This is a genomic window from Streptomyces dioscori (assembly GCF_003024195.1).
Classification (GTDB): Bacteria; Actinomycetota; Actinomycetes; order Streptomycetales; family Streptomycetaceae; genus Streptomyces; species Streptomyces dioscori.
In genome coordinates, this window is the sequence record NZ_KZ679055.1 from 13,739 (window position 1) to 38,431 (window position 24,693).

The 24,693-nt window shown below is 71.8% G+C and carries 22 protein-coding genes; 13 read left to right on the top strand and 9 right to left on the bottom strand.

Translation table 11 applies throughout. The annotated features are described in order from the left end of the window. Nucleotides 1-4: 4 nt before the first annotated feature. The 3 genes from C6Y14_RS35660 to C6Y14_RS35670 form a co-directional block, all read right to left on the bottom strand. Nucleotides 5-1,051, bottom strand: a complete 1,047-nt coding sequence (locus C6Y14_RS35660; RefSeq protein ID WP_107021038.1) for an ABC transporter permease — start codon at nucleotides 1,049-1,051, stop codon at nucleotides 5-7. 130 nt (nucleotides 1,052-1,181) lie between these two features. Next, nucleotides 1,182-2,771 carry a sugar ABC transporter ATP-binding protein gene (locus tag C6Y14_RS35665; RefSeq protein WP_107021039.1) on the bottom strand — a complete coding sequence of 530 codons (1,590 nt, stop codon included), beginning with the start codon at nucleotides 2,769-2,771 and terminating at the stop codon, nucleotides 1,182-1,184. Beyond that, nucleotides 2,758-3,891 (bottom strand): substrate-binding domain-containing protein, encoded by a 1,134-nt coding sequence (locus tag C6Y14_RS35670; RefSeq protein WP_107021040.1) that lies wholly within the window; start codon nucleotides 3,889-3,891, stop codon nucleotides 2,758-2,760. Before C6Y14_RS35670 ends, C6Y14_RS35665 begins: the two co-directional genes overlap by 14 nt. Before the next feature lie 603 nt (nucleotides 3,892-4,494). Here C6Y14_RS35670 and C6Y14_RS35675 point away from each other — a divergent pair. From C6Y14_RS35675 to mtnB, 3 genes are read left to right on the top strand one after another with little or no spacing between them, the layout of a single operon-like run. Continuing rightward, the gene (locus tag C6Y14_RS35675; protein ID WP_107021041.1) at nucleotides 4,495-5,094 is read left to right on the top strand and encodes a 1,2-dihydroxy-3-keto-5-methylthiopentene dioxygenase; all 600 of its coding nucleotides are present in this window, start codon (nucleotides 4,495-4,497) and stop codon (nucleotides 5,092-5,094) included. A gap of 2 nt (nucleotides 5,095-5,096) precedes the next feature. After that, complete coding sequence (mtnC, locus tag C6Y14_RS35680) at nucleotides 5,097-5,855, top strand: acireductone synthase (protein WP_107021213.1); 759 nt, start codon at nucleotides 5,097-5,099, stop codon at nucleotides 5,853-5,855. After that, nucleotides 5,852-6,466: a methylthioribulose 1-phosphate dehydratase gene (mtnB, locus tag C6Y14_RS35685; protein ID WP_107021042.1), complete on the top strand. Its 615-nt coding sequence runs from the start codon at nucleotides 5,852-5,854 to the stop codon at nucleotides 6,464-6,466. Before mtnC ends, mtnB begins: the two co-directional genes overlap by 4 nt. A gap of 360 nt (nucleotides 6,467-6,826) precedes the next feature. Here the strand turns inward: mtnB and mtnA are convergent, their stop codons facing one another. Continuing rightward, a complete protein-coding gene (mtnA, locus tag C6Y14_RS35690; RefSeq protein WP_107021043.1) occupies nucleotides 6,827-7,858 on the bottom strand; it encodes an S-methyl-5-thioribose-1-phosphate isomerase in 1,032 nt (343 codons plus the stop codon). A 333-nt stretch (nucleotides 7,859-8,191) separates the two neighbouring features. Here mtnA and C6Y14_RS35695 point away from each other — a divergent pair, with 333 nt between their 5' ends. The 8 genes from C6Y14_RS35695 (at nucleotide 8,192) to C6Y14_RS35730 (ending at nucleotide 17,130) form a co-directional block, all read left to right on the top strand. Then, complete coding sequence (locus tag C6Y14_RS35695; protein ID WP_107021044.1) at nucleotides 8,192-9,262, top strand: BMP family ABC transporter substrate-binding protein; 1,071 nt, start codon at nucleotides 8,192-8,194, stop codon at nucleotides 9,260-9,262. Beyond that, complete coding sequence (locus C6Y14_RS35700; protein ID WP_107021045.1) at nucleotides 9,243-10,898, top strand: ABC transporter ATP-binding protein; 1,656 nt, start codon at nucleotides 9,243-9,245, stop codon at nucleotides 10,896-10,898. Before C6Y14_RS35695 ends, C6Y14_RS35700 begins: the two co-directional genes overlap by 20 nt. 1 nt (nucleotide 10,899) lies before the next feature. After that, nucleotides 10,900-12,099 (top strand): ABC transporter permease, encoded by a 1,200-nt coding sequence (locus tag C6Y14_RS35705; RefSeq protein ID WP_107021046.1) that lies wholly within the window; start codon nucleotides 10,900-10,902, stop codon nucleotides 12,097-12,099. Further along, nucleotides 12,099-12,986, top strand: coding sequence for an ABC transporter permease (locus C6Y14_RS35710; protein WP_107021047.1), 888 nt, complete (start codon nucleotides 12,099-12,101; stop codon nucleotides 12,984-12,986). The genes C6Y14_RS35705 and C6Y14_RS35710 overlap by 1 nt, the downstream gene beginning before the upstream one ends. Then, on the top strand, nucleotides 12,983-13,756 hold the full coding sequence (locus C6Y14_RS35715; protein ID WP_107021048.1) for a nucleoside phosphorylase: 774 nt from the start codon (nucleotides 12,983-12,985) through the stop codon (nucleotides 13,754-13,756). The genes C6Y14_RS35710 and C6Y14_RS35715 overlap by 4 nt, the downstream gene beginning before the upstream one ends. After that, a complete protein-coding gene (locus tag C6Y14_RS35720) occupies nucleotides 13,753-15,105 on the top strand; it encodes an amidohydrolase (RefSeq protein ID WP_107021049.1) in 1,353 nt (450 codons plus the stop codon). The genes C6Y14_RS35715 and C6Y14_RS35720 overlap by 4 nt, the downstream gene beginning before the upstream one ends. 94 nt (nucleotides 15,106-15,199) lie before the next feature. Then, a complete protein-coding gene (locus C6Y14_RS35725) occupies nucleotides 15,200-15,871 on the top strand; it encodes a FadR/GntR family transcriptional regulator (protein ID WP_107021050.1) in 672 nt (223 codons plus the stop codon). A gap of 164 nt (nucleotides 15,872-16,035) precedes the next feature. Next, entirely contained in the window at nucleotides 16,036-17,130 is a 1,095-nt protein-coding gene (locus C6Y14_RS35730; protein WP_225891448.1) for a PAC2 family protein, read from the top strand. An 84-nt stretch (nucleotides 17,131-17,214) separates the two neighbouring features. Here C6Y14_RS35730 and C6Y14_RS35735 read toward each other — a convergent pair whose 3' ends face one another. Beyond that, nucleotides 17,215-18,168, bottom strand: coding sequence for an SMP-30/gluconolactonase/LRE family protein (locus C6Y14_RS35735; RefSeq protein WP_107021051.1), 954 nt, complete (start codon nucleotides 18,166-18,168; stop codon nucleotides 17,215-17,217). A 390-nt stretch (nucleotides 18,169-18,558) separates the two neighbouring features. Here C6Y14_RS35735 and C6Y14_RS35740 point away from each other — a divergent pair, with 390 nt between their 5' ends. Both C6Y14_RS35740 and C6Y14_RS35745 read left to right on the top strand, forming a co-directional pair. Next, a complete protein-coding gene (locus C6Y14_RS35740) occupies nucleotides 18,559-20,307 on the top strand; it encodes a S8 family peptidase (protein WP_107021052.1) in 1,749 nt (582 codons plus the stop codon). 129 nt (nucleotides 20,308-20,436) lie between these two features. Then, nucleotides 20,437-21,006, top strand: coding sequence for a hypothetical protein (locus C6Y14_RS35745; RefSeq protein ID WP_225891449.1), 570 nt, complete (start codon nucleotides 20,437-20,439; stop codon nucleotides 21,004-21,006). A gap of 98 nt (nucleotides 21,007-21,104) precedes the next feature. On the opposite strand, the gene mshC is transcribed toward C6Y14_RS35745, so the two are convergent. The 4 genes from mshC to C6Y14_RS35765 all read right to left on the bottom strand — a co-directional run bounded on the left by mshC (nucleotide 21,105) and on the right by C6Y14_RS35765 (nucleotide 24,659). Beyond that, nucleotides 21,105-22,334 (bottom strand): cysteine--1-D-myo-inosityl 2-amino-2-deoxy-alpha-D-glucopyranoside ligase, encoded by a 1,230-nt coding sequence (mshC, locus tag C6Y14_RS35750; RefSeq protein ID WP_107021054.1) that lies wholly within the window; start codon nucleotides 22,332-22,334, stop codon nucleotides 21,105-21,107. A gap of 99 nt (nucleotides 22,335-22,433) precedes the next feature. Beyond that, nucleotides 22,434-23,315, bottom strand: a complete 882-nt coding sequence (locus C6Y14_RS35755; protein ID WP_199854979.1) for an SCO1664 family protein — start codon at nucleotides 23,313-23,315, stop codon at nucleotides 22,434-22,436. Next, complete coding sequence (locus C6Y14_RS35760) at nucleotides 23,279-23,869, bottom strand: DUF3090 domain-containing protein (RefSeq protein WP_107021056.1); 591 nt, start codon at nucleotides 23,867-23,869, stop codon at nucleotides 23,279-23,281. Before C6Y14_RS35760 ends, C6Y14_RS35755 begins: the two co-directional genes overlap by 37 nt. A gap of 103 nt (nucleotides 23,870-23,972) precedes the next feature. Continuing rightward, a complete protein-coding gene (locus C6Y14_RS35765) occupies nucleotides 23,973-24,659 on the bottom strand; it encodes a histidine phosphatase family protein (RefSeq protein WP_107021057.1) in 687 nt (228 codons plus the stop codon). Between the last annotated feature and the right edge of the window lie 34 nt (nucleotides 24,660-24,693).

Consider the following 24,693-nt stretch of genomic DNA (forward strand, 5'->3'; position numbering starts at 1 on the left):
TCCCTTATGCGGTACGGCGCTTGGACAGGGTGAAGCTGAAGATCAGGGCGAGGATGAGGACCGCGCCCTCGACGACGTCCTGCGTGTAGTACGGCAGGCCCTTGATGGTCAGGCCGGTCGTGATGATGCCGATCAGGACGGCGCCCAGGGCGGTGCCCCAGACGTTCGGGCGGCCCCGGCCGAGGACGGAGGTGCCGACCAGGGCGACCGCCACCGCCTCAAGGAGCTGGGAGGTGCCCGCCGAGACGTCTCCCTGGCCGATGCGGGAGGCCAGGATGAGGCCGCCGATCGAGGCGAGGACGCCGGACAGGACGTACGCCAGGGCCCGGTAGGCGCCGACGCGGATGCCGGCCAGCCGGGAGGCCTCCGGGTTCGCGCCGATCGCGTACAGGACGCGGCCCCAGCGGGTGCGGGCGAGGAACACCCAGGCCACGACCGTGAGCGCGCCGAAGATCAGCACCGAGACGGGGACGCCGAGGACCGTGCCGCGGTCGATGCGCAGGAAGCCCTCGGTGAACTTCCCCGGGGCGGTGGATCCGTCGGCCTGGGTCATGCCGGGAGTGATGGACTGGCCGTCGACCAGGACGAGTTTGGTGCCCTGGATCACGAACATGGTGCCGAGGGTGGCCAGCATGTCGGGGATCTTGAGGACCACGATCAGCAGGGCGTTGAGCAGTCCGGCCAGCGCGCCCGCCGCGATCACGGCGAGGATCGCCACGAGACCGACCTGGTTGTACGAGACCATCGTCTTGGCGGCGACCGTGACGCCGAGCCCCGCGACGGCGCCGACGGACATGTCGATGCCGCCCACCGCCATGGTGAGGGTGACGCCCAGGCCGAGGATCGCGGCGACGGACACGTACCGGAGGGTGTCCAGGAGCGTCGCGGAGTCGCGGAAGGACGGCTCGCTGAGCGCGAAGTACGCGAAGAGCGTGACGGTGACGAAGATGAAGCCGTACTTGATGACGGCGCTCTGGATCCGCAGGGCCGGGGAGGTCGCGGGCACCAGGGCCGCCTTGGTCGGCACCTCGGTGCTCTGGGTGGTGGTCATGGCGCGCTTCCCCGAACTTCCCGGTGTGACTTGGTGTATGGCTTCGTGCGTGGCCTTGTACGTGACTTCGTGTGCGGCTTCGTGTGCGGTTTCGTGTGCGGCTTCGTGTGCGGCTTCCCGGTGGCCGGCATCAGACCGACGCCGAGATGGTCCGGATGACGCGGTCGCGCTCCGCGTCCTCGCCGTACGCGTCGAGGTGGATCTCTCCCGCGGCGAGGACGACGACCCGGTCGGCGACCTCCAGGACCTCGTCCACGTCGGCGGACAGGACGAGGACGGCGGCTCCTTCGGCGGCCAGGGCGCGGGCGCGGCGGCCGATGTCTCGGCGGGCACCGATGTCCACGCCTCGGAACGGCTCGTCCAGGATGAGGACACGGGGTTTCTCGGCGAGCCAGCGGCCGACGACGACCTTCTGCTGGTTGCCGCCGGACAGTTCCTCCACCGTGCTGTGTTCGTCGCGGGCGACGACGCCGAGCTGTTCGATGGTGCCGCGGCCGAGGGCGTTCTCCCTGCGCCGGTTCACGAGCCCGGCCGTGGAGAGGGCTCGGAGGAACGGCAGGGAGACGTTCTGGGCCAGGGACCAGCCGGGGACCAGGGCGTCGGCGTGCCGGTCCTCGGGGACGAGGTGTACTCCTCGGCGGATCGCGTCGGCGGGGCGGCGGGGCGTGTAGGGCCTGCCGTCCAGTTCGACCGTTCCGGTCGCGAACGGCTCGGCGCCGAAGAGGCCGCGGGCCAGTTCGGTCTTGCCCGCGCCCAGCAGACCGACCACGCCCGTGACTTCGCCCGCCCTGAGGTCGAGGTCCTGAGGGGTGCGGCCGGGGAGCAGCGGTACGCCTTTGAGTGAGACGGCGGTCTCACCGGAACCGGAACCCGAACCCGAGAGCGGGCTCTGTTTGGCGTCCGTGGGGCGGGCCGTCTGCGCGCCCTGGGCCTGGGCGAGCATGGCGCGCAGGGCGCGGTCCCAGTCGAAGGGCTTGGACTGGTCCTCGGTGAGACGGCCGTCCCGCAGGACGACCAGCCGGTCGGCGAGTGCGTCGATCTCACCGAGGCGGTGGGAGACGTACAGGACGGCGATGCCGTCGCCTCGCATCCGCTCGACGAGTGCGAACAGGCGCTCGGCCTCGGCGGCGGAGAGCGCGGAGGTCGGCTCGTCGAGGACGAGGAGCCGGGGGCTGGTCGCGAGGGCGCGGGCCAGGATGAGCAACTGCCGGTCCGAGATGCCGAGTTCGGTGACGTCCCGCTTGAGGACCTGGTCGCTCCAGCCGAGGTCGAGCGCCGACTGGATCTCCCGGGCGCGGGCCAGCAGCCTGCGCCCGTCGAGGAACGGGTTGCCGCGGCGCTGGGCCAGTTCCTCGAAGACGAGGTTCTCGGCGACGGTGAGGCCGGGGACGATGCCCTCGCCGATCCGCTGGTGCACCGTCTGGATGCCCAGCTGGCGGGCGGCGAGCGGGGACCGGAGCGCGGCGGGCCCGCCGTTCACCTCGACCTGCCCGCTGTGGTCGGTGTGCACCCCGGAGAGGATCTTGATAAGGGTGGACTTGCCCGCGCCGTTGGCGCCGAGGAGCGCGACGACACTGCCGGGCGCGATGTCCAGCGAGACGGACTCCAGAACCGTCTTCCCGCCGAAGGCCATACCGACGCCGCGCAGACTCACCGCGGCGGGCGCGGTGGCCGGGACGGGCGCGGCGGGCCCACGGGTGCCGGTGTCAGTGGGCGACATTGGGGATCCAGTCGGCCGTGCTGACCTTGGCGAGGTCCAGCGCGGGCAGCGCCTCGCGCAGCTGGTCCATGTTCTTGATGTTCTTGCTCGTCAGGAAGTCCTGGGTGATCGCGACGGCCGGGAACTCGACCGAGGTCTTGTTGAGCTGTCCGGCCAGTTCCAGGGCCGCGGTCCGCACGACGGCGGCGCCGACCGCCGAGGGGTCCGTGCCCGCGGTGGCCACCCAGGGGCTGTCCTTGGCGGTCATGTTCTGGATGTCGGCGTTGGAGACGTCCGCGCCGAAGACCTTCACCTTGCCCTGGAGCTTCTTGTTCTGGACGGCGAGGACGGTGCCCTTGGCGAGTTCGTCGTAGGGGGCGAAGACGCCCGCCACGTCCGAGTGCTGAGTGAGCGCGGCGCTGACCAGGGGCACGTTGTCGGTGGCCGTGGAGTCGGTGACCTTGCCGACCTTGAAGGCCTGCTTCCAGCCGTTGGCGTCGGCCGTCTTCTTCCAGACGCTGTCGCGCTTGTCGAGGGCCGCGTACCCGGCGACGTTGACGTAGCCGACCTTGGCGTCCTTGCCGAGTTCACCGGCCATCACGTCGAGGACGGCCTGGGCCATGCTGGCGTCGTCCTGCTTGGTGCTGACGACCGACTTGTTCGTGGTCTCCACGTCGTAGACGACGACCTTGATGCCCTTCTTCACCGCCTTGTCGATCTCCGGCTGGATCGTGGCGGGGAAGCCGTGGTCGACGATGATCGTCTTCGCCCCGGAGTTGATGGCCGAGGAGAGGTCGGTGGCCTGCTTGGCGTTGTCCGCCTGGGCGTCGTACACCGTGAGGTCGATGCCGAGGGCTTTCGCCTGGGCCTTGGCGCCGTTGCCCCACTGCTCGAAGTAGTCACCGGCGCCGCTCTGCCGGACCAGCGCAACCTTGACCTTGCCCTCGCTGAACGGCGCGGGCTTCTTCCCGGTGGCGGTCGCGGCCGGGGCGGCGCTGTCGCCGGCCTTCTCCGAGGCGTCCGACGACTGCGAGCAGCCGGCGAGGAGGAGGGCGGAGGCGGAGGCCATCGACAGCGCGGCGAAGGGCAGACGCGTCCGGGCGAGAGGCGTACGGGGCAGGCGGGTACGGGTACGGGGCATGACGGCTCCAGGGGCGGTGCGCGGAAGAGGAGAAGAGGGCGTGCGGCGTGCGGGGGTGCCGGTCCGGAGCGCCGGGCGGGGGCCTGTTCAGGCCATGGCCGCGGGCGGGTCAGCGACAGCGGGCTGTGGTCGACCGGAGCAAGTCCACGTACAGCCGCCGCACGAGCAGCAGCGTCTTCATACGCAGATCATGAGAACGTTTCCAGCCAGCCGTCAAAGTTTTAAGAACGCATTCTCAGTGGTTGAGACAACAACTTCGTCACACTCGGCCGACCGCCGGTCGGGAGTTACGATCTCGGGACCGGCACCCGACCCGGGACAGTGAGGTCTCCGATGACGACACCCTGCGCGACAGCGACACACCGCTGTACCGGCGCGGTGTGTCGCGGCTGATCACGGGTCCGGATCCCGACGTCGAGATCCCCGTTCGAGCCGCCGCCCGCCGCGCGGCCCGAGCCGCCCGCGACCGGACTGGATTGGTTCGGTCCGGTTCGGTCCGGCCCGGTTCGGTTCGGCTGCCTGTCCGGTGTCCGGACGGCCGGACGGACACCCACCGCCCCTCACCGCCCCTCACCGCCCCTTCCCACTCCTGGAGTTGCTCTCATGACCCTGCTGACCACGTGGCCCGAGTCCGGACCCGAGACGACGGTGCGCCGCACCTCCGAGCCCGCCGAGATCGCCGCCGCGCTCGCTCCGCTCGGGGTGCGCTACGAGCAGTGGCCGGTCCGCGAGGACGTTCCCGCGGACGCCGACACCGAGACCGTCTTCGCCGCGTACGGCCGGGAGATCGACAAGCTGAACGCCGAGGAGGGCTTCACCACGGTCGACGTCCTCGGGCTGCACCCGAGCGACGACCCGGAGTTCCCGGCGAAGGCGAAGGCCGCGCGGGAGAAGTTCCTCCAGGAGCACACGCACGACGACGATGACGAGGTCCGGTTCTTCGTCGCGGGCTCCGGGATCTTCTATCTGCACGTGAACGGCGAGGTGCACGCCGTGTTCTGCGAGAAGGGCGACCTGCTGGGCGTGCCGCGTGGTACGACGCACTGGTTCGACATGGGGACCTCGCCCGCGTTCACCGCGATCCGCTTCTTCCACGAGGAGGACGGCTGGATCGGCAGCTTCACCGGGTCCACCATCGCCGGCCGCTTCCCCGACTACGACACCATCGCGGCGGGGTACGAGCAGGACCGGGCCGCGGCGTGAGCCTGCCGTTGACGTTCGACGTGGACGGCGTGGTGCTCGACATCGAGGGCACCACGAGCGCCACGGGCTTCGTCGTCGACGTGCTCTACCCGTACTCGCGCTCCCGGTTCGGGGCGCTCCTCGCGGAACGGGGCGACGATCCGGAGGTACGGCGGGCGGTCGCCCAGGTACGTGAACTGCTGGGCGAGCCGGACGCCGACCCCGTACGGGTCGAGAGGGCGCTCAACGAGTGGCTCGACGGGGATGTGAAGGCGACCCCGCTCAAGACCCTTCAAGGCCTCATCTGGTCCGAAGGGTTCGGCCGCGGCGACCTGGTCTCGCACTTCTACGACGATGTGGTGCCGGTACTGCGGCGGTGGCACTCCGGCGGCGTACGGCTGCACGTGTACTCGTCCGGGTCCGTGGCCGCGCAGCGCGCGTGGTTCGCGAGCAGCCCGGACGGTGATCTGCTGCCGCTCGTCGACGGGCTGTACGACACGGAGAACGCGGGGCCCAAGCAGGAGCCGGAGTCGTACCGGCGGATCGCCGCGGCGACCGGTACGGAGGCCGGGCGCCTCCTGTTCCTCTCCGACCGGCCGGGCGAGCTGGACGCGGCGCGGGCCGCGGGGTGGCACGCCGTGGGGATCCGGCGGGCCGGGGAACCGTACTTCGAGCAGGGCGTCGGTGACCACGCGCAGGCGGGGTCGTTCGACGAGATCGACATCATCGGCGGCGGCACCAGCAGCGGTAGCGGCGCCAGTACTTCAGGGAGCAGCACGTGAGCACGGACGTCAGCACGCTGGATCTGGAGGAGGCCGGGGCCGTCCTCGCGGCCGAGTCCGCCCGTTTCGCGTCCTTCGGCTGGATGCGTGGCACCTCCGGGAACCTGTCCGTGGTGCTCTCCCGCGATCCGCTGCGGCTCGCGGTGACGGCGAGCGGTCACGACAAGGGTGAGCTGACGCCGGCGGATGTCGTGCTGGTCGATGAACGGGGGGACGCGGTGAGCGGCGGCAGGCCGTCCGCCGAGGCGGCGCTGCACGCGCGCGTGGCGGCGCTGACCGGCGCGGGTGCCGTCGTGCACGTGCACACGGTGGCGTCCGTCGCGCTGGGGCGGCGGTCGCCCGGCGGGATCGTCCTGTCGGACCTGGAGATGCTGAAGGGGGTGGGGGTGCCGGCCCATGGTGTGGAGGTCACGCTTCCTGTCATCGCCAACAGCCAGGACATGACGGTGCTCGGGGACCGGCTTGAGGCTGCGCGGGATGTGCGGATGCCGGCGGTTGTCGTGGCGGGCCACGGTCTGTATGTCTGGGGAGACTCGCCTCGGCAGGCCCGCCACCACACGGAGGTCGTGGAGTGGCTGCTGGAACTGGAACTCACGGGTACGGGGCGCTGACGGGGGTTTGACCGCCTGCGGGCCGGTGGGGGCCGGCCGCGCCGTTCCCCGCGCCCCTTCACGACGGAGGCCGTTCGTCGACTGCGGGTGCGTGGGGGTTGGCCGCGCCGTTCCCCGCGCCCCTGAGGGGGTGCCGGTTGTAGCTTCGCTGCGGGCCGGTGGGGGTTGGCCGCGCCGTTCCCCGCGCCCCTCAAGGGGCAAAAGCCGGGGCGCAGCCCCGCTTTTGAGGGGCGCGGGGAACGGCGCGGCCGGCCCCCACCGGGTCGCGGTCAGAACACTGGCCCGAGCCCACGCCCCGTCAGGGGCGCGGGGAACTGCGCGGCTCACCCCCACCGGCCCGCAGCCGAGCGACAAGTCCTGCTAGCTCAGCCTGTCCCCCGGCAGTTCCCCCGCCGACACCTCCAGTACGCCCCGTTCCGTCACCAGGGCCGTCACCAGGCGGCCGGGGGTGACGTCGAAGGCGGGGTTGTGGCCTCGGGACCCGGCCGGCGCGGTCCGGATGCCCGACCATTCCAGGACCTCGGACTCGTCCCGCAGTTCGATGTGGATGTCGGCCCCCGTGGCCGTCGCCACATCGACGGTCGTCGTGGGCGCGGCCACCAGGAACGGCACCCCGGCGTCGGCGCACGCCAGTGCGACCCCCACCGTGCCGACCTTGTTCGCCGTGTCCCCGTTCGCCGCGATCCGGTCGGCCCCGACGATCGCCGCGTCCACCTCGCCGCGCAGGATCGTCCCGGCCGCCGCCCCGTCCGCCTGGACGAAGTGCGGGATGCCCTCCTGCACCAGTTCCCAGGCGGTGAGCCGTGAGCCCTGCAGCAGAGGGCGCGTCTCGTCGGCGTACACCACCTCAAGGGCTCCCCTGGCGTGCAGTTCGCGGATGACGCCGAGCGCCGTGCCCCAGCCGGCTGTGGCGAGCGCCCCGGTGTTGCAGTGGGTGAGCACCCGCAGCGGCCGGTCCACGCCGACGCGCTTGAGCAGCCAGTCCGCCCCGAACGCGCCCATCGCCCGGTTCGCCGCCACGTCCTCGCGCTGGACGGCCGCCGCCTCCGCGAGCACCGCTTCGAGGCCGTCGTCGAAGCGGGTCAGCACCCGGTCGACGCACACCATCAGGTTGACCGCGGTGGGCCGGGCTTCGCGGATGCGCGCGACGGCCGTGAGGACCTGGTCTCGGGACCAGCCTTCGCGCTCCCCTTGGAGCATCGCGAGCGCCACCCCGTACGCCCCGGCTGCGCCGATCGCGGGCGCCCCGCGGACGACGAGCCGCCGGATCGCGTCCACCAGGTCGTCCACGTCACGGATGTGGCGGGTCTCGGTGCGCTGCGGGAGGACGGTCTGGTCGATGAGCGCGAGGCTGTTTCCGGTCCAGTCGACAGCGCGCAGTTCCTGGGGCATAGCGGGGCACTCCTGAAGTTCCGAAGATGCGCGACACCGTACATGACCTCGAAGAACCACAGTTCGAGACAGTTGCGCGCATGTCCGGAAACCGGTGTTACAGTCCAGCACCCGCAGCCCTGAGGGCCGATGTGTTGGAGGACGTGTGCTGCTGACGATGCGCCGCTTCCTCGACCACGGCCGCTGTGCAAGCGACGGCTGTCGACGCTGACCGCCGAGACACCGGCTCCCGTTCCGGTGTCCCCCGTGCCACCCCTGGTTCCTCCTCACCTCTCAGCGTTTGTGCTTGAGCGCGCACCGTCGCCGCACGCACCTTCACGGAAGGCCGGTCCCATGCCTCGTACCCGTACCCGTAGACCCCGCTCGCTGCGCCTCGCCGCCGTCGCTTCCGGCAGTGTGCTGCTGGCCGTGGCCGCGACCGGCTGCAACGCCGCCGCGAAGGACGACAGTTCCTCGGCCGGCGCCAAGGGCGACGGCAAGTCCTTCACGCTGGTGACGCCGGACTCGGTCGGTCAGAACCAGTTCCTGAAGCTGGCGGTCGACGGGGTGAAGGCGGCGGCGAAGGCGCACGACGGGACGCAGAAGGTCTACCAGTCCTCCGACAGCGCCTCGCAGCAGCAGAACGTGCAGGCCGCGGTCGACGCCGCGCCCGACGTCGTCGTGCTGGTCGGTTTCGAGTTCGCCGACGTGGTCGCGCAGCAGGCCGAGGCGCACCCGAAGCAGCAGTTCCTGATGGTCGACGCCTGCACCGAGAAGACGTTCGCGAACGTGAGCTGCGCGGTCTTCCGTGAGCACGAGGGTGTCTATCTGGCGGGCGCCGAAGCCGGGCTGCTCAGCGAGAACGGCAAGGTCGGCGCGGTCGTCGTACTCGACACCGGGCAGTTCCGGCGCTACAGCGACCCGTTCGCGGCCGGTGCGAAGAAGGTCGCCGCGAAGGCGTCCGCGAGCACCCGCTTCGTCGGCGGGCAGTCGCCGTTCGACGACTCGGCGCGCGCCAAGGAGCAGGCGAACTCGCTGCTCGCCAAGGGCACCGACCAGATCATGGCGGCGGCCGCGGCCGGCAACTACGGCGTCTTCGAGGCGGCCAAGGCGAAGAAGGCGTACGCGTACGGCGTGGACGTCAACCAGTGCACGGCCGCTCCCGGCACCGTCGTCGACAACGTGATCAAGAAGACCGATGTCGCCGTGCAGGAGGGCATCGAGCAGGTCCTGGCAGGCAAGGCGGGCAAGACCGTCTCGTACGGCCTCAAGGAGGGCGGCATCAGCCTGACCGGCCTTGAGGACGGTGTGGACGCGTCGAAGTGCGTGATCGCCGACCACAAGGACGTGCTGAAGAAGGTCGAGGCGCTGCGCGACCAGATCGTGTCCGGAGAGCTGACGGTCGATGACCCGGCCGCCAAGTGACATACCGGCGGCGGGCGACGGCGCGGGCTCCCCAGCACTGACGCCTGCCGCCGGGCCGACACCCGCCGCCGAACCGATACCCGCCGCCGGACTGCCCCCGGCCGTCGAGCTGCGCGGCATCACCAAGCGTTTCCCCGGCACCCTCGCCAACGACGCGGTCGATCTGACGGTCCGGCGCGGTGAGATCCACGCGCTGATGGGCGAGAACGGCGCGGGCAAGTCGACGCTGATGTCCGTCCTGTACGGGATGGAGCGGCCGGACGCGGGGTCGATCCGTATCGACGGCGTCGAGGTGTCCTTCGGGAGTCCGAGCGCCGCGATGGCCGCCGGGCTCGGCATGGTCCACCAGAGTTTCAAGCTGTTCGACTCGCTGACGGTCGCCGAGAACGTCGTCTACCGGGCTGAGCCGCGCCGTTTCGGCCTGGTGGACCGGGCGGCGGCCCGGCGTCGGGTCCGTGAACTGGGCGCCGAGCACGGTCTCGTCGTCGATCCGGACGCCCGGGTCGGGGACCTGCCGGTGGGGCTGCGCCAGCGCGTGGAGATCCTGAAGCTGCTGCACCGCGGCGCCCGTACGCTCATCCTCGACGAGCCGACGGCGGTGCTGACACCCGCCGAGGCCGACGCGCTGTTCGTGGTGCTCAGGTCGCTGACGGCCCGCGGCCGGACGGTGATCCTTGTCACCCACAAGCTGCGTGAGGTGCTGGAGGGCAGCGACAACGTCACGGTGCTGCGGGACGGCCGGGTCGTCGCCCGGCTGCGTACCGCCGACACGAGCGGCGCGGGGATCGCGGCGGCGATGACCGGCCGCGACGTCGAGCTGGACCGCGTCCACCCGCCGGGCACGCCCGGTGACGTGGTGCTGGCCGTCGAGGGGCTGCGCACGGCGGGCGTGCACGACGTCGGGCTGGCGGTGCGGGCCGGGGAGATCGTCGGCATCGCGGGGGTCGCGGGCAACGGGCAGAGCGAGCTGGTCGAGGCGCTCGCCGGGCTGCGGCCCGCCACCGCCGGGCGGGTCGGACTGCGCGGCGAGGACATCACGCACGCCTCGGCCACCGAGCGGCGGGCGAAGGGCCTCGCCTACGTTCCGGAGGACCGGCACGCGGTCGGCACCGCGCCCGCGGCCTCCGTCGCGGACAACCTCGCGATGGGCCACCACCGCACCTCGCTGTCCTCGCGGCACGGTCTGCTGCCGCCCTCGGCGGTACGCTCCCACGCGCGCGAACTCGTCGACCGCTTCGGCATCAAGGCGTCCACACCCGACGTGCCGGCGACCGCCCTGTCCGGCGGCAATCTGCAGAAGCTGCTGATCGGCCGCGAACTGGCCCACGACGCCCCGCTGCTGCTGGTCGAGCAGCCCACGCGAGGCGTGGACATCGGCGCGATCCAGGCCATCCACGACGAGCTGATCGCCTACCGCGACGCGGGCCACGCCGTCCTCCTCGTCTCCGCCGAACTGAGCGAGATCCGCGGCCTGGCCGACCGGATCCTGGTGATGTACGAGGGCCGGGTGACGGCCTCGTACGACAGGTCGGACGCGGACGAGGCGACGCTGGGCCTGGCCATGGCGGGCGGCGCCGCCGCTCCCCGTGCCGACACCCCCGACCCGGACGACACCCCCGACACGGACGGAGACTGACATGGCCTCGGCCCCGGACCCGGCCCGTACCAAGGGAGCGGCCCGCATCAAGGAAGCGGCCCGTACCAAGGGAGCGGCCCGTAGGAATGGGACGGCCCGTATCAAGGGAGCACTGCGCTCCCCCGTCACCTTCTCCGTCGTCGCCGGGCTCGTCATCGGTGCCCTGTTCCTGGTGGGCACCGGCGCCGATCCGTTCGCCGCGTACGGGGCGGTCGTCACCGGCTCCCTCGGGGCCGACGGGATCGGGTCGACGCTCACCACGGGCACGAGTGTGCTGGGCATGGCCCTCGCACTGGCGATCCCGCTGCGCGCCGGGCTCATCAACCTGGGCGGGGACGGACAGATGGTGCTCGGCGGGATCGCCGCCACCGTCACCGGTCTGTACTCGCCGCTGCCCGCGCCGCTCACCGTCGTCGCGGCGCTGCTCGCCGGGGTCCTGGCGGGCGCCGCGTACGCCGCGCTGGCCGCGCTGTGCGAGAACCGGTTCGGGGTGCCGCTGCTGGTGAGCAGCCTGCTGCTGAGCTATCCGGCGACCTCGCTCGCCTCCTATCTGGTGCGCTATCCGCTGAAGGAGCCGGGCTCCAGCCTGCCCCAGACGCGGCGCCTCCCGGAGGGCGTGGCGCTGCCCGCCTTCGGCACGTCGACCGTGACGGCCGGACTGGTACTGGTCGTCCTCGCGGCGGGCGCGTACTGGTTCGCGGACCGGCGCACGGCCGTCGGGTACGAGATCCGGATGACCGGCCTCAACGCGCGCTTCGCCGCGTACGCGGGCGTGGAACGCAAGGGGCTCACGCTCCGGCTGGTGTCGGCCTCGGGCGCGCTGGCCGGACTGGTCGGCGCGATCGGGGTGCTGAGCTTCCCCTACCGCTTCCTCGACGGATCGCTGACCGCCCCCGGCTACACCTGGACGGGCCTGACCGCGGCGCTGCTCGCCGCGGCGGCCCCGCTGGGAACGGTCGTGGCGGCGTTCTTCTTCGCCGTCCTCCAGGTCGGCGGACTGTCCATGGAGCGCACGACCGAGGTACCGCGCGAGCTGACGCAGGTGCTGCAGGCCATCGTCATCGTGTTCCTCGCGGCGCGGCTGCGCTTCCCGCGGCTGCGGCGCCGAAAGCCCCAGGACCCGCAGGAACCCGCCGCGCACGAGCCGGACGACCCGGCGCCCACCGCCAAGGAACCCGCCTCCCAGGGGGAGTTCGCCTGATGTTCTTCGACTCCGATCTCCTCATGTCGGCGCTGCGCGCGCTGACGCCGATCCTGCTGGCCGCGCTCGGCGGCGCCCTGTGCGAGCGGGCGGGCGTCTTCAACATCGGCCTTGAGGGCATGATGCTGATGGGCTGCTTCACGGCCGTCACCACCAGCTGGTTCACCGGCAGCCCCTGGCTCGGTGTGCTGGCCGCCGCGCTGGCCGCCGCCGCGTACTCGCTGATCCTCGCCGTCGGCGCGGTGACCCTGCGCGGTGACGCGGTCGTGCTCGGCATCGCCATGAACCTCCTGGCGGTGGGCCTGACCGGTTTCCTGCTGCGTACGATCTTCGGCGTGCAGGGCACTTTCGACGATCCGTCACTGGCCGGGCTGCCGCTGGTCGGCGGCTTCTCGCCGCTCGCGTATCTGGCGTGGGCGGCGGTCGGGGTGACCGCGCTGCTGCTGTCCCGCCATGTGTGGGGGCTGCGGCTGCGCGGGGTCGGCGAGGCACCGGAGGCCGCCGCCACGCTCGGAGTGAGCCCGACGCGCTACAAGTACGCGGCCGTGCTGGTGTCCGGTGTGCTGTGCGGACTGGCCGGGGCCCAACTCGCCCTCGGCAACGTCACGTTGTTCTCCGAGAACATGACGGCCGGCCGTGGCTGGATCGCGGTCGTGGCCGTCATGCTCGGCCGCGCACTGCCGCTCGGTGTGCTGCTCGCCGCACTGCTCTTCGGTCTCGCCGAGGCCGCGGGCTTCCGGCTCCAGGGACTCGGCATGCCGCAGCAGGCCACCGACGCCGCCCCGTACGTCGTCACGCTCGTCGCCCTCTTCCTCAGCACGGCGCAGCACCGCCGCCGCACCGCCCGTACCCGCATGACCACGCGTACGACTGGAGTCACCCCATGACGCAGGAACCGGTCCCGCAGGACCTGGCCCCCATCACCCGCATACCCCGCACCGGGCTGCCCGCGCGGGCCGTCGTCGTCGGCGATCCCGCACGCGCCTCGATCGTCGCCGCGCTGCTCGACGGGGCCGAGGAGGTCTCGTACCACCGCGAATACCGTGCTTTCACGGGGACGTGGAAGGGAGTGCCGGTCGTCGTCGCCTCCCACGGCGTGGGGGCGCCGGGCGCGATCCTGCTCTTCCAGGAGCTGGCGGACGCGGGTGTGTCCACCTTCGTACGGTTCGGTACGGCGGGTGCGATGCGGCCCGGGATCCAGGACGGCGACCTGGTCATCGCGGAGGCGGCGGTACGCGACGACGGGGTGACCCAGCAGTTGCTGCCGCCCGAGTATCCGGCGGTGGCCACCCCGGAGGCGGTGCTCGCGCTCCAGCTGGCGGCACGTGAGCAGGGCGCTCCGCACCACCGCGGCCTGGTGTGGACGCGCGCCGCGTTCCAGCCGGGGCTGATACCCCTGTTCTCGTACGAGGGGGCGGGGCTCGCGGCTATCGAGATGGAGCTGTCCGCGCTGTACGTGACGGCCTCGCTGCGCGGGCTGACCGCGGGCGGGGTGCTCGTGATCGACGGCGCGAACGCGGACGAGCTGGTCGACGAGGCGAGTACCGGCGGCTACGACCCGCACCGCGAGATCGTTGCGACGGGTGTGGAGCGCGGCTCGGTGGTCGCGCTGGAAGCCCTGCGGCTGCTGGCGGAAGCGGAGGAGCGCGCGCTGTGACCGTCACCGTTCCTTCCCAACGCCCCGCGAGCGCCGACCTGTTGATCCACGGCGGTGACGTCCTGACCGTCGACGGGGCCGGCACGATCGTGCCCGACGGAGCCGTGGCCGTCCGCGACGGCGAGATCGTCGAGGTGGGCCCCGCCGGGGAACTGCGGGCGCGCCACTCGGCCGCCGAGACTCTCGACGCGAGCGGCTGTCTCGTGCTCCCCGGTCTGGTCAACGCGCACACCCACCTGGCGATGACTCTGCTGCGGGGCCGCGCCGACGACGTGACGCTCCAGGGGTTCCTTGAGCGGGTGATCCGCTGGGAGAGCGAGCTGCTGTCGCCGGAGAACGTAGCGACGGCGATCCGGGTCGCGATCGCGGAGAGCGTACGGGCCGGGGTGACCTCCGCGCTCGACATGTACTGGTTCCACGAGGCCGCCGAGCAGGTCGCGCGCGAGGCGGGCTGGCGGCTGCACACGGGCCCCACCTTCATGGACGTACCGGATCCGGCCGACGGCATCGCGTACGAGGACCGGCTGGCGTGGGCCCGGCGCGACCTGGCGGGCCGTACCGGGAAAGAGGCGCGGCGGCCCGGTACGCGTCCCGTCCTCTTCGCGCACTCCGCCTACACCCTCTCCCCCGAGCAACTGACCGGGATCGCCGCGCTGGCACGGGAGTTCGGCGCGCTGCTGCACATCCACGCGGCGGAGAACGCCACCGAGGTCGCCACCGTCGAGGTGCGGTACGGCAAGCGGCCGGTCGAACTGCTCGACTCGCTCGGACTGCTCGGCCCCGATCTGCTGCTGGCCCACACCGTGGACCTCACCGGAGCCGAGATCGCGGCGCTGGCCCGTACCGGAACGTCCGTCGCGCACTGTCCGGTGTCCAACCTCAAGCTGGGCTGCGGCATCGCCCCCGTGCCGCGGCTGCTGAGCGCGGGCGTGACGGTCGGCCTCGGCACGGACGGCGCGGTCAGCTCCAACACCCTGGACATGCTGCGCTCCCTGGGTCTCGCCGCCCTGGTGCACAAGGCCGACGGGGACCCGACCGCCGTGGGCGCCGAGCAGGCCGTGCGCATGGCCACCATCGAGGGCGCCCGCGCGCTGGGACTTGACGCCCAGCTGGGCTCGCTGGAGGCCGGCAAGCGCGCCGACCTGATCGTCCTGGACCTGGGCGGCCCGCATCTGGCGCCCCGCCACGACCCCTGGTCGACGCTCGCGTACGCGGCCCGCGCCGAGGACGTACGGGACACGGTCGTCGACGGCCGGATCCTGATGCGCGGCCGTACGCTCACCACGCTCGACGAGGGTGCGGCGCTCGCGGAGCTGGCCGCTCTCGTGTCACGGTCCGACCTCGTGTGAGCCGCATAATGAGACATCGGATGTAAGACGGACGCAAGACAGATGCAAGTCATCGGGTGTCCCAGCGACGGCCCGAGTGACGGGGAGGCCCGCCATGGCAGTCACCGATGAGGCGATCGAGAAGATCAAGGGAATGATCGTCTCCGGCGCGCTGCGCCCCGGCGACCGGCTGCCGAAGGAGAGCGAGCTCGCCGCCGACCTGGGTCTGTCCCGCAACTCCCTGCGCGAGGCGGTGCGCGCCCTCTCCCTGATCCGCATCCTGGACGTGCGGCAGGGCGACGGCACGTACGTCACGAGCCTCGACCCGCAGCTCCTCCTTGAGGCGCTGAGTTTCGTCGTGGACTTCCACCGCGACGACACGGTCCTGGAGTTCCTCGCGGTCCGCCGCATCCTGGAGCCGGCCGCGACGGCGATGGCGGCGCAGCGGATCAGCGAACAGCAACTGGACGCGCTGACCGCCCAGTTGGACGCCCTGGGCGCCGGGCTCTCGGTGGAGGAACTGGTCGCCTGCGACCTGGAGTTCCACCGGGGCATCGTGCAGAGCTCGGGCAACTCCGTGCTCTGCTCCCTCCTCGACGGCCTCTCGGGACCCACCACCCGGGCCCGGATCTGGCGGGGCCTGACCCAGGAGGACGCGGTCAGCCGCACCCTGCACGAACACCGCGCGATCCTCGGCGCCCTGCGCGACCGGGACGCGGAGGCGGCCCGCTCCTGGGCGACCGTGCACATCGCGAGCGTGGAGCAGTGGCTGCGCTCGACGCTGTGAGCGATCCCGGCAGGATCACGACAGCTCGGATGACTGCTGGGTGTTCGGAGGCACTGAACGGGGCAGTGATCCGGGCACTCCCCCATGCGAGGGGGCTGCGGACGCCCTGTGCACAAGCCGTAAGGTTGGGGCGTACGTGAGGGTACGTCGGAAGGAGGCGCTGAGTGATCGAGCTCGACGGGGTTCCCGAGCTGGTCGACCCGGTCATGGTGGCCGCGTTCGAGGGCTGGAACGACGCCGGCGACGCCGCCTCCACCGCGGTCGCGCATCTGGACAGCGAGTGGAAGGGCGAGGTGTTCGCGGCGCTCGACGCCGAGGACTACTACGACTTCCAGGTCAACCGGCCCACGGTGTGGCTGGACGGCGGTGTACGCAAGATCACATGGCCGACGACAAGGTTGTCAGTGGTCCGGGTCGGCGGCGACAAACCGCGGGACCTGGTGCTGGTACGGGGCATCGAGCCGTCGATGCGCTGGCGCTCCTTCTGCAACGAGCTGCTCGGCTTCGCCCATGAGCTGGGCGTGGAGCTCGTGGTGATCCTCGGCGCGCTGCTGGGCGACACCCCGCACACGCGTCCGGTGCCGGTCAGCGGAGTCACCTCCGACCCGGACCTGGCCCGCACGATGGACCTGGAGGAGACCAAGTACGAAGGCCCCACGGGGATCGTCGGCATCCTCCAGGAGGCGTGCACGCACGCGGGCGTACCGGCGGTGTCGCTGTGGGCGGCCGTACCGCACTACGTGTCGCAGCCTCCGAACCCGAAGGCGACGCTGGCCCTCCTGAACCGCCTGGAGGACCTCATCGACCTGCGGATCCCGCTGGGCGAACTGCCGGAGGACGCGCGCGCCTGGCAGGTGGGCGTGGACCAGCTGGCCGCGGAGGACAGCGAGGTCGCGGAGTACGTGCAGACGCTGGAGGAGGCCCGGGACACCGCCGAGCTGCCGGAGGCGTCGGGCGAGGCGATCGCCCGCGAGTTCGAGCGCTACCTGCGCAGACGGGACGGGAGCGGGCCGGCCGCGGCGCCGGGCAGCCATGCCACGGAGAGCGGCGATCCCGGCACGTACCTCCGGGACAGTCCGGGCGGCCGTCCGAAGCCGGTGCGCCCGCAGCGGCCGGAGACGACCGAGGGCGCCGCCGGGGACACCGGTGACACCACCGGCGCGACGGGCGACGCCGAGGAGACCACCGGGTCCGGGTCCGGCGAGGGTGCGCCGGGTGCCGCGGACTCGAAGGAGCCGCCGGAGTCGTCGGAGGACTGACCGTGCTCGGAGGACTGACCTGACGAAGGGGCGGTGTGCTGCGGCAGACCGCCCCTTCGCACGTCACCTGTCACGCGCCGGGCGTCACACCTGGCGTACCGCCACCGCGTCGTAGTCCGTGTCCGGCGTCGGTTCGACGTCGAAGCGTGCGTTCGGGAGGTACAGGCGGTCGCCCCACGCGGCGGCCGTGGTCGGGATCCGGAAACGCGGGTCGGTGATCCGGGTGAGCGCCCGCCCCCGCGTCCCGGCGGCGTTCAGCCGGAACACGTCGATGGCGTTCTGCTGCTGCTGAACGACGTAGAGGGTCCGGCCGAGGAGCAACAAGCCGTCCCCGTTGGGCAGTTGGGCGCCCCCGAGGTCCACGGCGCTCGCGGCTCCGGTGGCCGGTTCCACCCGCATCAGCGTGCCGCCGCCGACGAAGACGTTGACCACCAGGAGCGCGCTGCCGTCCGGGGTGCGCTCGATGCCGTTGGCGGTGAAGTCCGGGCCCTGCTGCCAGTCGCCGCCCAGGGGCACGGGGGTGACGGCTCCGGGCCGCCCGTGCCTGTCGAGCGCCAGCCGGTAGAGCCGGGGCGCGAACGAGTCGGTGAACCAGGCCGCGCGCGGAGTGAGGATCACGTCGTTCACGAACGAGCCACCGACGGCGTACGTCTTCTCGATCTTCCCCGTGCGCGCGTCGACGGTCCGCAGATCACCACCGGCCCCGCCGCTGACGAACAGCCGGCCGTGCCCGTCGATCTTCAGGCCCACGCTGGGGTGTCCGGCGCCGGGACCCTGGCTGATGACGGAGCCCCGCCCGGTGGCGAGGCTCGCGCGGTAGAGGGAGCCGTCGGCGAGCGATCCGAAGTACGCGTACGGGGTCGCGCCGATGGCGATGCCCTCCGGCTGGAAGCCGGCCGGCAGCGGAAAACGGTCGGGCCAGGCCTTCTCCCGCGTTTCGGCCGCGTGCGCCGTACCGCCCAGGAGGGTCGCGCCGCCGACGGCGGCGGCCGTGGTGAGGAGTCTTCGACGTGCGAAGGAACGGTCTGCGAGTGCCACGGTGCGTCCTTCCACGAGAGGGCCGACGCGCTGTCGGCCCTGCGGTCAACAGACGCTGTCACCCCATCACATGACATCCGCCTCCGCAGCCTTTGGCCGGATTGTGACGTGACATCGGTTTCCGGACGAATTGCACACGGTACCCAATTCAATTTGTTTCCAAACGCAGTTGGCGAACTCGGGGGTGGACGAGTCGGCCCGGGAGGAGCAGGGTGTGCCCGGAGGACACAAACGGAGGAAACAGCACCGAAACAGTTCGCCGACGAACGACCCGGTGAACGACAGGGTGAACGACGGGGCGAACGACAGTTCCTACAACGGGACTTACGACAACTGGACAGCGATACCGACCACTTGAGCACCTGCACGGACCGAAGGGAGCGGCACGCGATGACCGACCAGGTACAGCCGGAGCGGGGCCCGGGAGCGTCCGGACCGGGGCCCGACGGAGCGGGATTCAACTACCGGGGAGCCGAGCAGGAGCTGATCGTCGTCGCTCGGCCCGAGCCCCGACTGCGTGCCGGGGCCCAGGGGGTCCGTTCGGCGGCCGGCTCCGATGTGTCGGCACTCACCATGTTCCTCAGTGACGAACAGCTCGCGCTGGAGCCGCTGTTCGGCAGCGAGGAACGGCTCAGGTCGGCGGTCCAGCCGCCGGCCGACGGCGCCGAGACACTGCCCGACCTCGGCCTCTTCTACCGGGTACGGGGCGGCGAGGAACGGGCCCAGGAGCTGCGTTCACGGATCGCCGCGCTGCCGGAGATCGCCACGGCGTACGTGAAGCCGGCCGCCGTACCGGCTTCCGTGGGGTCCGTCGGCCAGAGCGCCGACGAGACCAGGCGGCACAAGGAGGGCGCCCCCGTCACCCCTGACTTCACCAGCCGCCAGGGTTATCTGCGCCCGGCGCCCGAGGGCGTGGACGCGTACTGGGCCTGGCAGCGGCCCGGCGGGTCCGGCCAGGGCGTCACCGTGATCGACGTGGAGGGGGCCTGGCAGCTGGGCCACGAGGACCTCGCCGCGAAGCTGGCGGGGGTTGTCGTAGGCACCCCGATCCAGGATCTGGCCTGGCGCAACCACGGCACCGCCGTGATCGGGGTGATCGGCGGCGACCGCAACGAGTACGGGATCACCGGCATCGCGCCGGACAGCGTGACCGCGGCCGCGTCCTTCCACGGCATCGGCACGGCGGCGGCGATCCACGCGGCGGCCGACCGGCTCGGCCCCGGCGACATCATCCTGATCGAACTGCACCGCCCGGGACCGCGGTTCGACTACCAGCAGCGCGACGACCAGCGCGGCTACACGCCCGTCGAGTGGTGGCCCGACGACTTCGCGGCCATCCGGTACGCGACCGCCCGGGGCATCATCGTGGTGGAGGCCGCGGGCAACGGCGGCGAGTCGCTGGACGACGCCGTGTACGAACGCCGCCCCGACGAATTCCCCGAGTGGTGGCGCAACCCCTTCAACCCCTCCCACCAGTCCTCCGGCGCGATCCTGGTCGGCGCGGGCGCCCCGCCGCCCGGCACCCACGGCCGCGACCACGGCCCGGACCGCTCACGGCTGGCGTTCTCCAACTACGGGGCACGGGTCGACGCGCAGGGCTGGGGCCGCGAGGTCACCACGACCGGCGGCTTCTGGGACCGGCCCGGCGATCTGCAGGGCGGCGCCGAGGAGATCGCCTGGTTCACGGACACCTTCTCCGGGACGTCCTCCGCCTCCCCGGTGGTGGTCGGCGCCCTGGCCGCGCTGCAGGGCATGCTCAGGGCGGCCGGCCAGGAGTCGATGACTCCGGAGAAGGCGCGCAAGGTGCTGCGGGCCACCGGTTCCCCGCAGCAGGACGCGCCGGGGCGGCCCGCGTCGCAGCGGATCGGCAGCCGGCCGGACATCAAGGCGGCGGTCGCCCATCTGCTGCCGGGGGCGGTCGGCTCGGGCCAGGCCGAACGGTACTGGGACGAGCTGGTGCCCTATCCGCGTGAACTCCCGCCCAGGCTCCGGCTCTACGTGGCCGGCGGCTGGCGGAGCCTGCACAACCCGTCTCCCGAGATCCGCCAGTCGGTGCAGGCCGCCTTCGCCGGTGGCCGGCCCGACGTACGGGTCTGGTTCTCGGACGACGAGATCGTCGGCCTGGTCGTCACGGGCTGACCCGACCGACGGGCCTTCGGGCCTTCGGGCCACATCCGATGAACGGTCGCCACGACCGGCCATCACCCATCACTCATCACCCATCAACGCCCAACCATCACCCAACCATTGAGGGAAGGTGGCACCCGCATGAGCACCACCCCGCAGATGAGCCAGCAGGGCCAACAGGGCTTCGGCCAGCAGGGGTTCGGCCAGCAGGGCCAGCAGGGCCCTAGCACGGCTCCCCCGCAGCAGGGTCAGCAGCAGGGCTACGGCCAGCAGCAGTTCGGACCCCAGCAGTTCGGCCAGCAGCAGCCGTTCGGGCAGCAGCAGGGCATGGGCCAGCAGGTTCCCCAGCATCTGCAGCAGCAGCTCCAGCAGCTGGGTCAGCAGCAGCCGTTCCAGCAGCTGCTCCAGCAACTCGGCGGGCAGCAGCAGCAACAACAGGGCCAGCAGGCCCAGCCACTGGTCATGCGCAGTGCCGTCGAGGCCGCCGCGCTGACGAGCGGTGTCGCCGAGCACTTCTGGGACGTCGTCACCCCGCTGCCGGGCCAGCCGTCGATCCTCTACCTGTACATCAACCAGGCCTGGCGTCCGCTGGTCAACCCGAACCAGGTGACGCACGACGAGGTCCAGGAGGCCTTCGCCTTCGGCCAGCAGGTCATCGGGATCTACGACTCCTCGACGAACACCATCCAGGCCGTGATCGTGAACAAGTAGCGGCCTGACGGACGGACCACCGCACGCGTGACGCGCGGTGGAGCGCACAGAGGGCGCCGGACGGGCGACGACCCGTCCGGCGCCCGGCGTCGTGCGTTCTAGAGGGCCACGCCCATCAGGGCGTCCACCGCACGGGAGACGACGCCGGGGGCGCCCTCGTCCGTGCCGCCCCGCTCCTCCTGGAGCGCGGCCCAGCGGTCGACGGCCGCGAGGGCGGCCGGCGCGTCCAGGTCGTTCGCGAGGGCCTCGCGGATCTCGTCGACGAGCGCCTCGGCCGACGGTCCGTCGGGCCGCGACACGGCGGCCCGCCAGCGCTCCAGGCGCGCGACGGCGTCCTGCAGCACCTGGTCGGTCCACTCCCAGTCGGCCCGGTAGTGGTGCGAGAGCAGGGCGAGCCGGATGGCCGCCGGGTCGACGCCTTCGTTTCGGAGCGTGGACACGAAGACGAGGTTGCCCTTGGACTTGGACATCTTCTGGCCGTCGAGCGCGACCATGCCGGCGTGCACGTACGCCTTGGCCATGGGGAACTCGCCGGTCAGCGCCTGTGCGTGGGAGGCGCCCATCTCGTGGTGCGGGAAGGCGAGGTCGGAGCCGCCGCCCTGGACGTCGAAGCCCATGCCGAGGTGGTCGAGCGCGATCGCGACGCACTCGATGTGCCAGCCGGGCCGGCCCTGTCCCAGCGAACCGCCGTCCCAGCTGGGCTCGCCCTCGCGGGCCGCCATCCACAGCATCGGGTCGAGCGGGTTCTTCTTGCCCGGACGGTCCGGGTCGCCGCCGCGCTCGGCGGACAGCAGCCGCATGGCCGCCGTGTCGAGGTTGGCCACCCCGCCGAAGTGCGGGTCCGCCTCCACGGAGAAGTAGACGTCACCTTCCAGTTCGTAGGCGGCACCGGAGTCCCGCAGCCGTTCGACCAGCGGGACGATCCCGGGTATGGCCTCGACCGCGCCGATGTAGTGCCTCGGGGGCAGCATCCGCAGGGCTGTCATGTCCTCGCGGAAGAGGGTCGTCTCCTGCTCGGCGAGGGAGACCCAGTCGACGTTGTCCCGTGCGGCGCGCTCCAGCAGAGGGTCGTCGACGTCCGTCACGTTCTGGACGTAGTGAACCTGCCGCTTGGTGTCGAGCCACACGCGCTGTACGAGGTCGAACGCGTTGTAGGTCGCCGCGTGACCGATGTGGGTCGCGTCGTACGGAGTGATGCCGCAGACATAGATACGGGCGACGGGACCGGGGTCGAGGGTCACAGGACCACCGGTCGCGGTGTCGTGGATCCTGAGGTCGCGGCCCTTGCCGGGCAGGGCGGGGACCTCGGAAGCGGGCCAGGCATGCATACCTTGAGCCTAACCGGACGGATGTTCCGTATACGAACCGGACCAGGGCAGATGGCCGGACAGGCGTTCTTGCGCGTGGCCCCGAAGTGTGCGTCCGGGCTACACGGGTGGCCAGGGGATCGCGGGCCACTCCCCCGAGGGCTCCGGATGCCGTCCGGAGGCGAGCAGACCGGCCACACGGGCGCGTGTGGCGTCCAGCTCCACCTCGGTGATCAGTTCCCCCAGCCGTACGCCCAGCGGCCCTCCCAGGGCGTCCCTGAGCCGTTCCAGGGCTTCGACGGCCTCGGGGGTGAGCTTCTCCCCCGCCCAGCCCCACAGCAGCGTGCGCAGCTTGTTCTCGGCGTTGAAGGTGACGCCGTGGTCGATTCCGTACAGCCGTCCCCCGGAGGTGGGCAGCAGGTGCCCGCCCTTGCGGTCGGCGTTGTTGATCACCGCGTCGAGGACGGCGAGCCTGCGCAGCCGTTCGTCGTCGGCGTGCACGAGCAGCGCGGTGCGCCCCTCGCCGACCTCGGCGAGGCCGATGGCCTTCCAGCCCTCGCCCGCCTCCTCGGCGTCGACGAGCGCGAGCAGCCCGGCGCCGCCGTCGATGATCTGGCCGTCGCCGTTGCCGCCGTCGCCGTGGCCGTCACCCGGTTCCTCCGGCTCCTCGTCCGGCGGCTCGATCCACAGCTGGCACATGCCCCGGCCGTACGGTCCTTCGCGCAGCACGGTGGTCGGGACGAGCCCCCAGCCGGTGGCCTCGGACACCTCGTAGGCCGCGACCTCCCGCTGGGCGAGGGTGCCGTCGGGGAAGTCCCACAGCGGGCGCTCGCCGGCGACCGGCTTGTAGACGCACAACGCCTCGCGCCCCTCGTACGACACGTCGCACAGCAGTACCGCGTTCGACGCCTCCCGGATGCGGCCGCGGACGGTCAGCTCGCCCTCGGTGAGCAGCTCGGCCGTGGTCACGCCTCGCGGCGGTATCCGTTCTGGCGCGGACATACGTGTCCTTCCGGGTCGAGCGGGAGACTGCACAGCGGGCAGGGCGGCCGGCCGGCGTTGACGACTTCGAGGGCGCGTTTGGCGAAGGCGCGGGCCTGTGCGCCGGTGAGGCGGACGCGCAGCATCGGCGGCCCGTTCTCCTCGTCCTGGAGCAGTTCCTCCTCGGCGGCGGCCAGGTCCTCCTCGGAGTCGGCGTCCAGTTCCACGAGGGCCTGGGCCTCGACGATCATGCGCTGCTCGTCGCCGTCCCAGGCGAGGGCCATGGTGCCGACCCGGAACTCCTCCTCGACGGGCGATTCGAGCGGGGCGGTGTCGGAGACCGCCGTCGGGGGCAGCACGGGGACGGGGGCGATGCCGCCGGTGCGCCGTACCACCTCGTCGAGAAGCTCGTCCATTCGTTCGGCGAGCGCCGCGACCTGCGTCTTCTCCAGGGCGACGCTGGTCACCCGGGGGCCCGAGGAGGCCTGGAGGAAGAAGGTACGGCGCCCTGGCAGCCCGACCGTACCGGCTACGAAACGGTCAGGCGGGTCGTAGAGGAACACCTGACGGGACACGTCCTGTCTCCATTGGATCGATCGACTGCTTCTGCCGTCACTTGCGTCTGCTGCTGACAACTGCTGCGCTGCTTCGACCGCATCACCCTACTGCGGCCGACGATCACGGTGCGCCCGCACCGCCCCCGACCGCGGCGTCGCCGCCGGACGGCTCCTCGCGCGGCGCGAGGGAGGCGAGATCCCCGGTGTCCCCGAGGCGTACGAGAAATGGCCGCAGTCGTGTGTAACGGATCGCGGTGATGGAACACGGTTCTACGGAGATCCGCTGGAAGAGGTCCAGATGAAGACCGAGTGCGTCGGCCACGAGCGACTTGATGATGTCGCCGTGCGAGCACATGAGATAGACGGCGTCGCTGCCGTGGTCGCGCTCCACGCGCGCGTTCCACTCCCGTACCGCCTCGGCGGCCCGGGTCTGCATCGCGCGCATGGACTCACCGCCCGGGAACGCGGCGGCGGAGGGGTGTGCCTGGACGACCTCCATCAGCGGCTCGCCCGACAGTTCGGCGAGCTTGCGGCCGGACCAGTCCCCGTAGTGGCACTCCCCGATGCGCTCGTCGGAGTGGGCCGTCAGGCCGGGACGGGCGTCGAGGAGCGGCCGGATCGTCTCCTGGCAGCGCTGGAGGGGGCTGCTGACTATCTCAGCGAGCGGGATGTCCGCGAGGCGTCCGGGCAGTGCCGCCGCCTGCGCGTTGCCGCGCTCGTCGAGGGCGACGCCGGGTGTCCATCCGGCGAGGAGTCCCGCGGTGTTGGCGGTGGAGCGTCCGTGCCGGACAAGGATCAAGGTGGGCATGCGGCCCAGCGTAGGCGCCCCTACGGGTGCGCCG

What these genes read in the sequence shown, in the direction of transcription:
- C6Y14_RS35660 (WP_107021038.1), bottom strand. Translation starts at nt 1,051, where the DNA reads ATGACCACCACCCAGAGCACCGAGGTGCCGACCAAGGCGGCCCTGGTG.
- C6Y14_RS35665 (WP_107021039.1), bottom strand. Translation starts at nt 2,771, where the DNA reads ATGTCGCCCACTGACACCGGCACCCGTGGGCCCGCCGCGCCCGTCCCG.
- C6Y14_RS35670 (WP_107021040.1), bottom strand. Translation starts at nt 3,891, where the DNA reads ATGCCCCGTACCCGTACCCGCCTGCCCCGTACGCCTCTCGCCCGGACG.
- C6Y14_RS35675 (WP_107021041.1), top strand. Translation starts at nt 4,495, where the DNA reads ATGACCCTGCTGACCACGTGGCCCGAGTCCGGACCCGAGACGACGGTG.
- mtnA (WP_107021043.1), bottom strand. Translation starts at nt 7,858, where the DNA reads ATGCCCCAGGAACTGCGCGCTGTCGACTGGACCGGAAACAGCCTCGCG.
- C6Y14_RS35695 (WP_107021044.1), top strand. Translation starts at nt 8,192, where the DNA reads ATGCCTCGTACCCGTACCCGTAGACCCCGCTCGCTGCGCCTCGCCGCC.
- C6Y14_RS35700 (WP_107021045.1), top strand. Translation starts at nt 9,243, where the DNA reads ATGACCCGGCCGCCAAGTGACATACCGGCGGCGGGCGACGGCGCGGGC.
- C6Y14_RS35705 (WP_107021046.1), top strand. Translation starts at nt 10,900, where the DNA reads ATGGCCTCGGCCCCGGACCCGGCCCGTACCAAGGGAGCGGCCCGCATC.
- C6Y14_RS35710 (WP_107021047.1), top strand. Translation starts at nt 12,099, where the DNA reads ATGTTCTTCGACTCCGATCTCCTCATGTCGGCGCTGCGCGCGCTGACG.
- C6Y14_RS35715 (WP_107021048.1), top strand. Translation starts at nt 12,983, where the DNA reads ATGACGCAGGAACCGGTCCCGCAGGACCTGGCCCCCATCACCCGCATA.
- C6Y14_RS35725 (WP_107021050.1), top strand. Translation starts at nt 15,200, where the DNA reads ATGGCAGTCACCGATGAGGCGATCGAGAAGATCAAGGGAATGATCGTC.
- C6Y14_RS35740 (WP_107021052.1), top strand. Translation starts at nt 18,559, where the DNA reads ATGACCGACCAGGTACAGCCGGAGCGGGGCCCGGGAGCGTCCGGACCG.
- C6Y14_RS35745 (WP_225891449.1), top strand. Translation starts at nt 20,437, where the DNA reads ATGAGCACCACCCCGCAGATGAGCCAGCAGGGCCAACAGGGCTTCGGC.
- mshC (WP_107021054.1), bottom strand. Translation starts at nt 22,334, where the DNA reads ATGCATGCCTGGCCCGCTTCCGAGGTCCCCGCCCTGCCCGGCAAGGGC.
- C6Y14_RS35755 (WP_199854979.1), bottom strand. Translation starts at nt 23,315, where the DNA reads ATGTCCGCGCCAGAACGGATACCGCCGCGAGGCGTGACCACGGCCGAG.
- C6Y14_RS35765 (WP_107021057.1), bottom strand. Translation starts at nt 24,659, where the DNA reads ATGCCCACCTTGATCCTTGTCCGGCACGGACGCTCCACCGCCAACACC.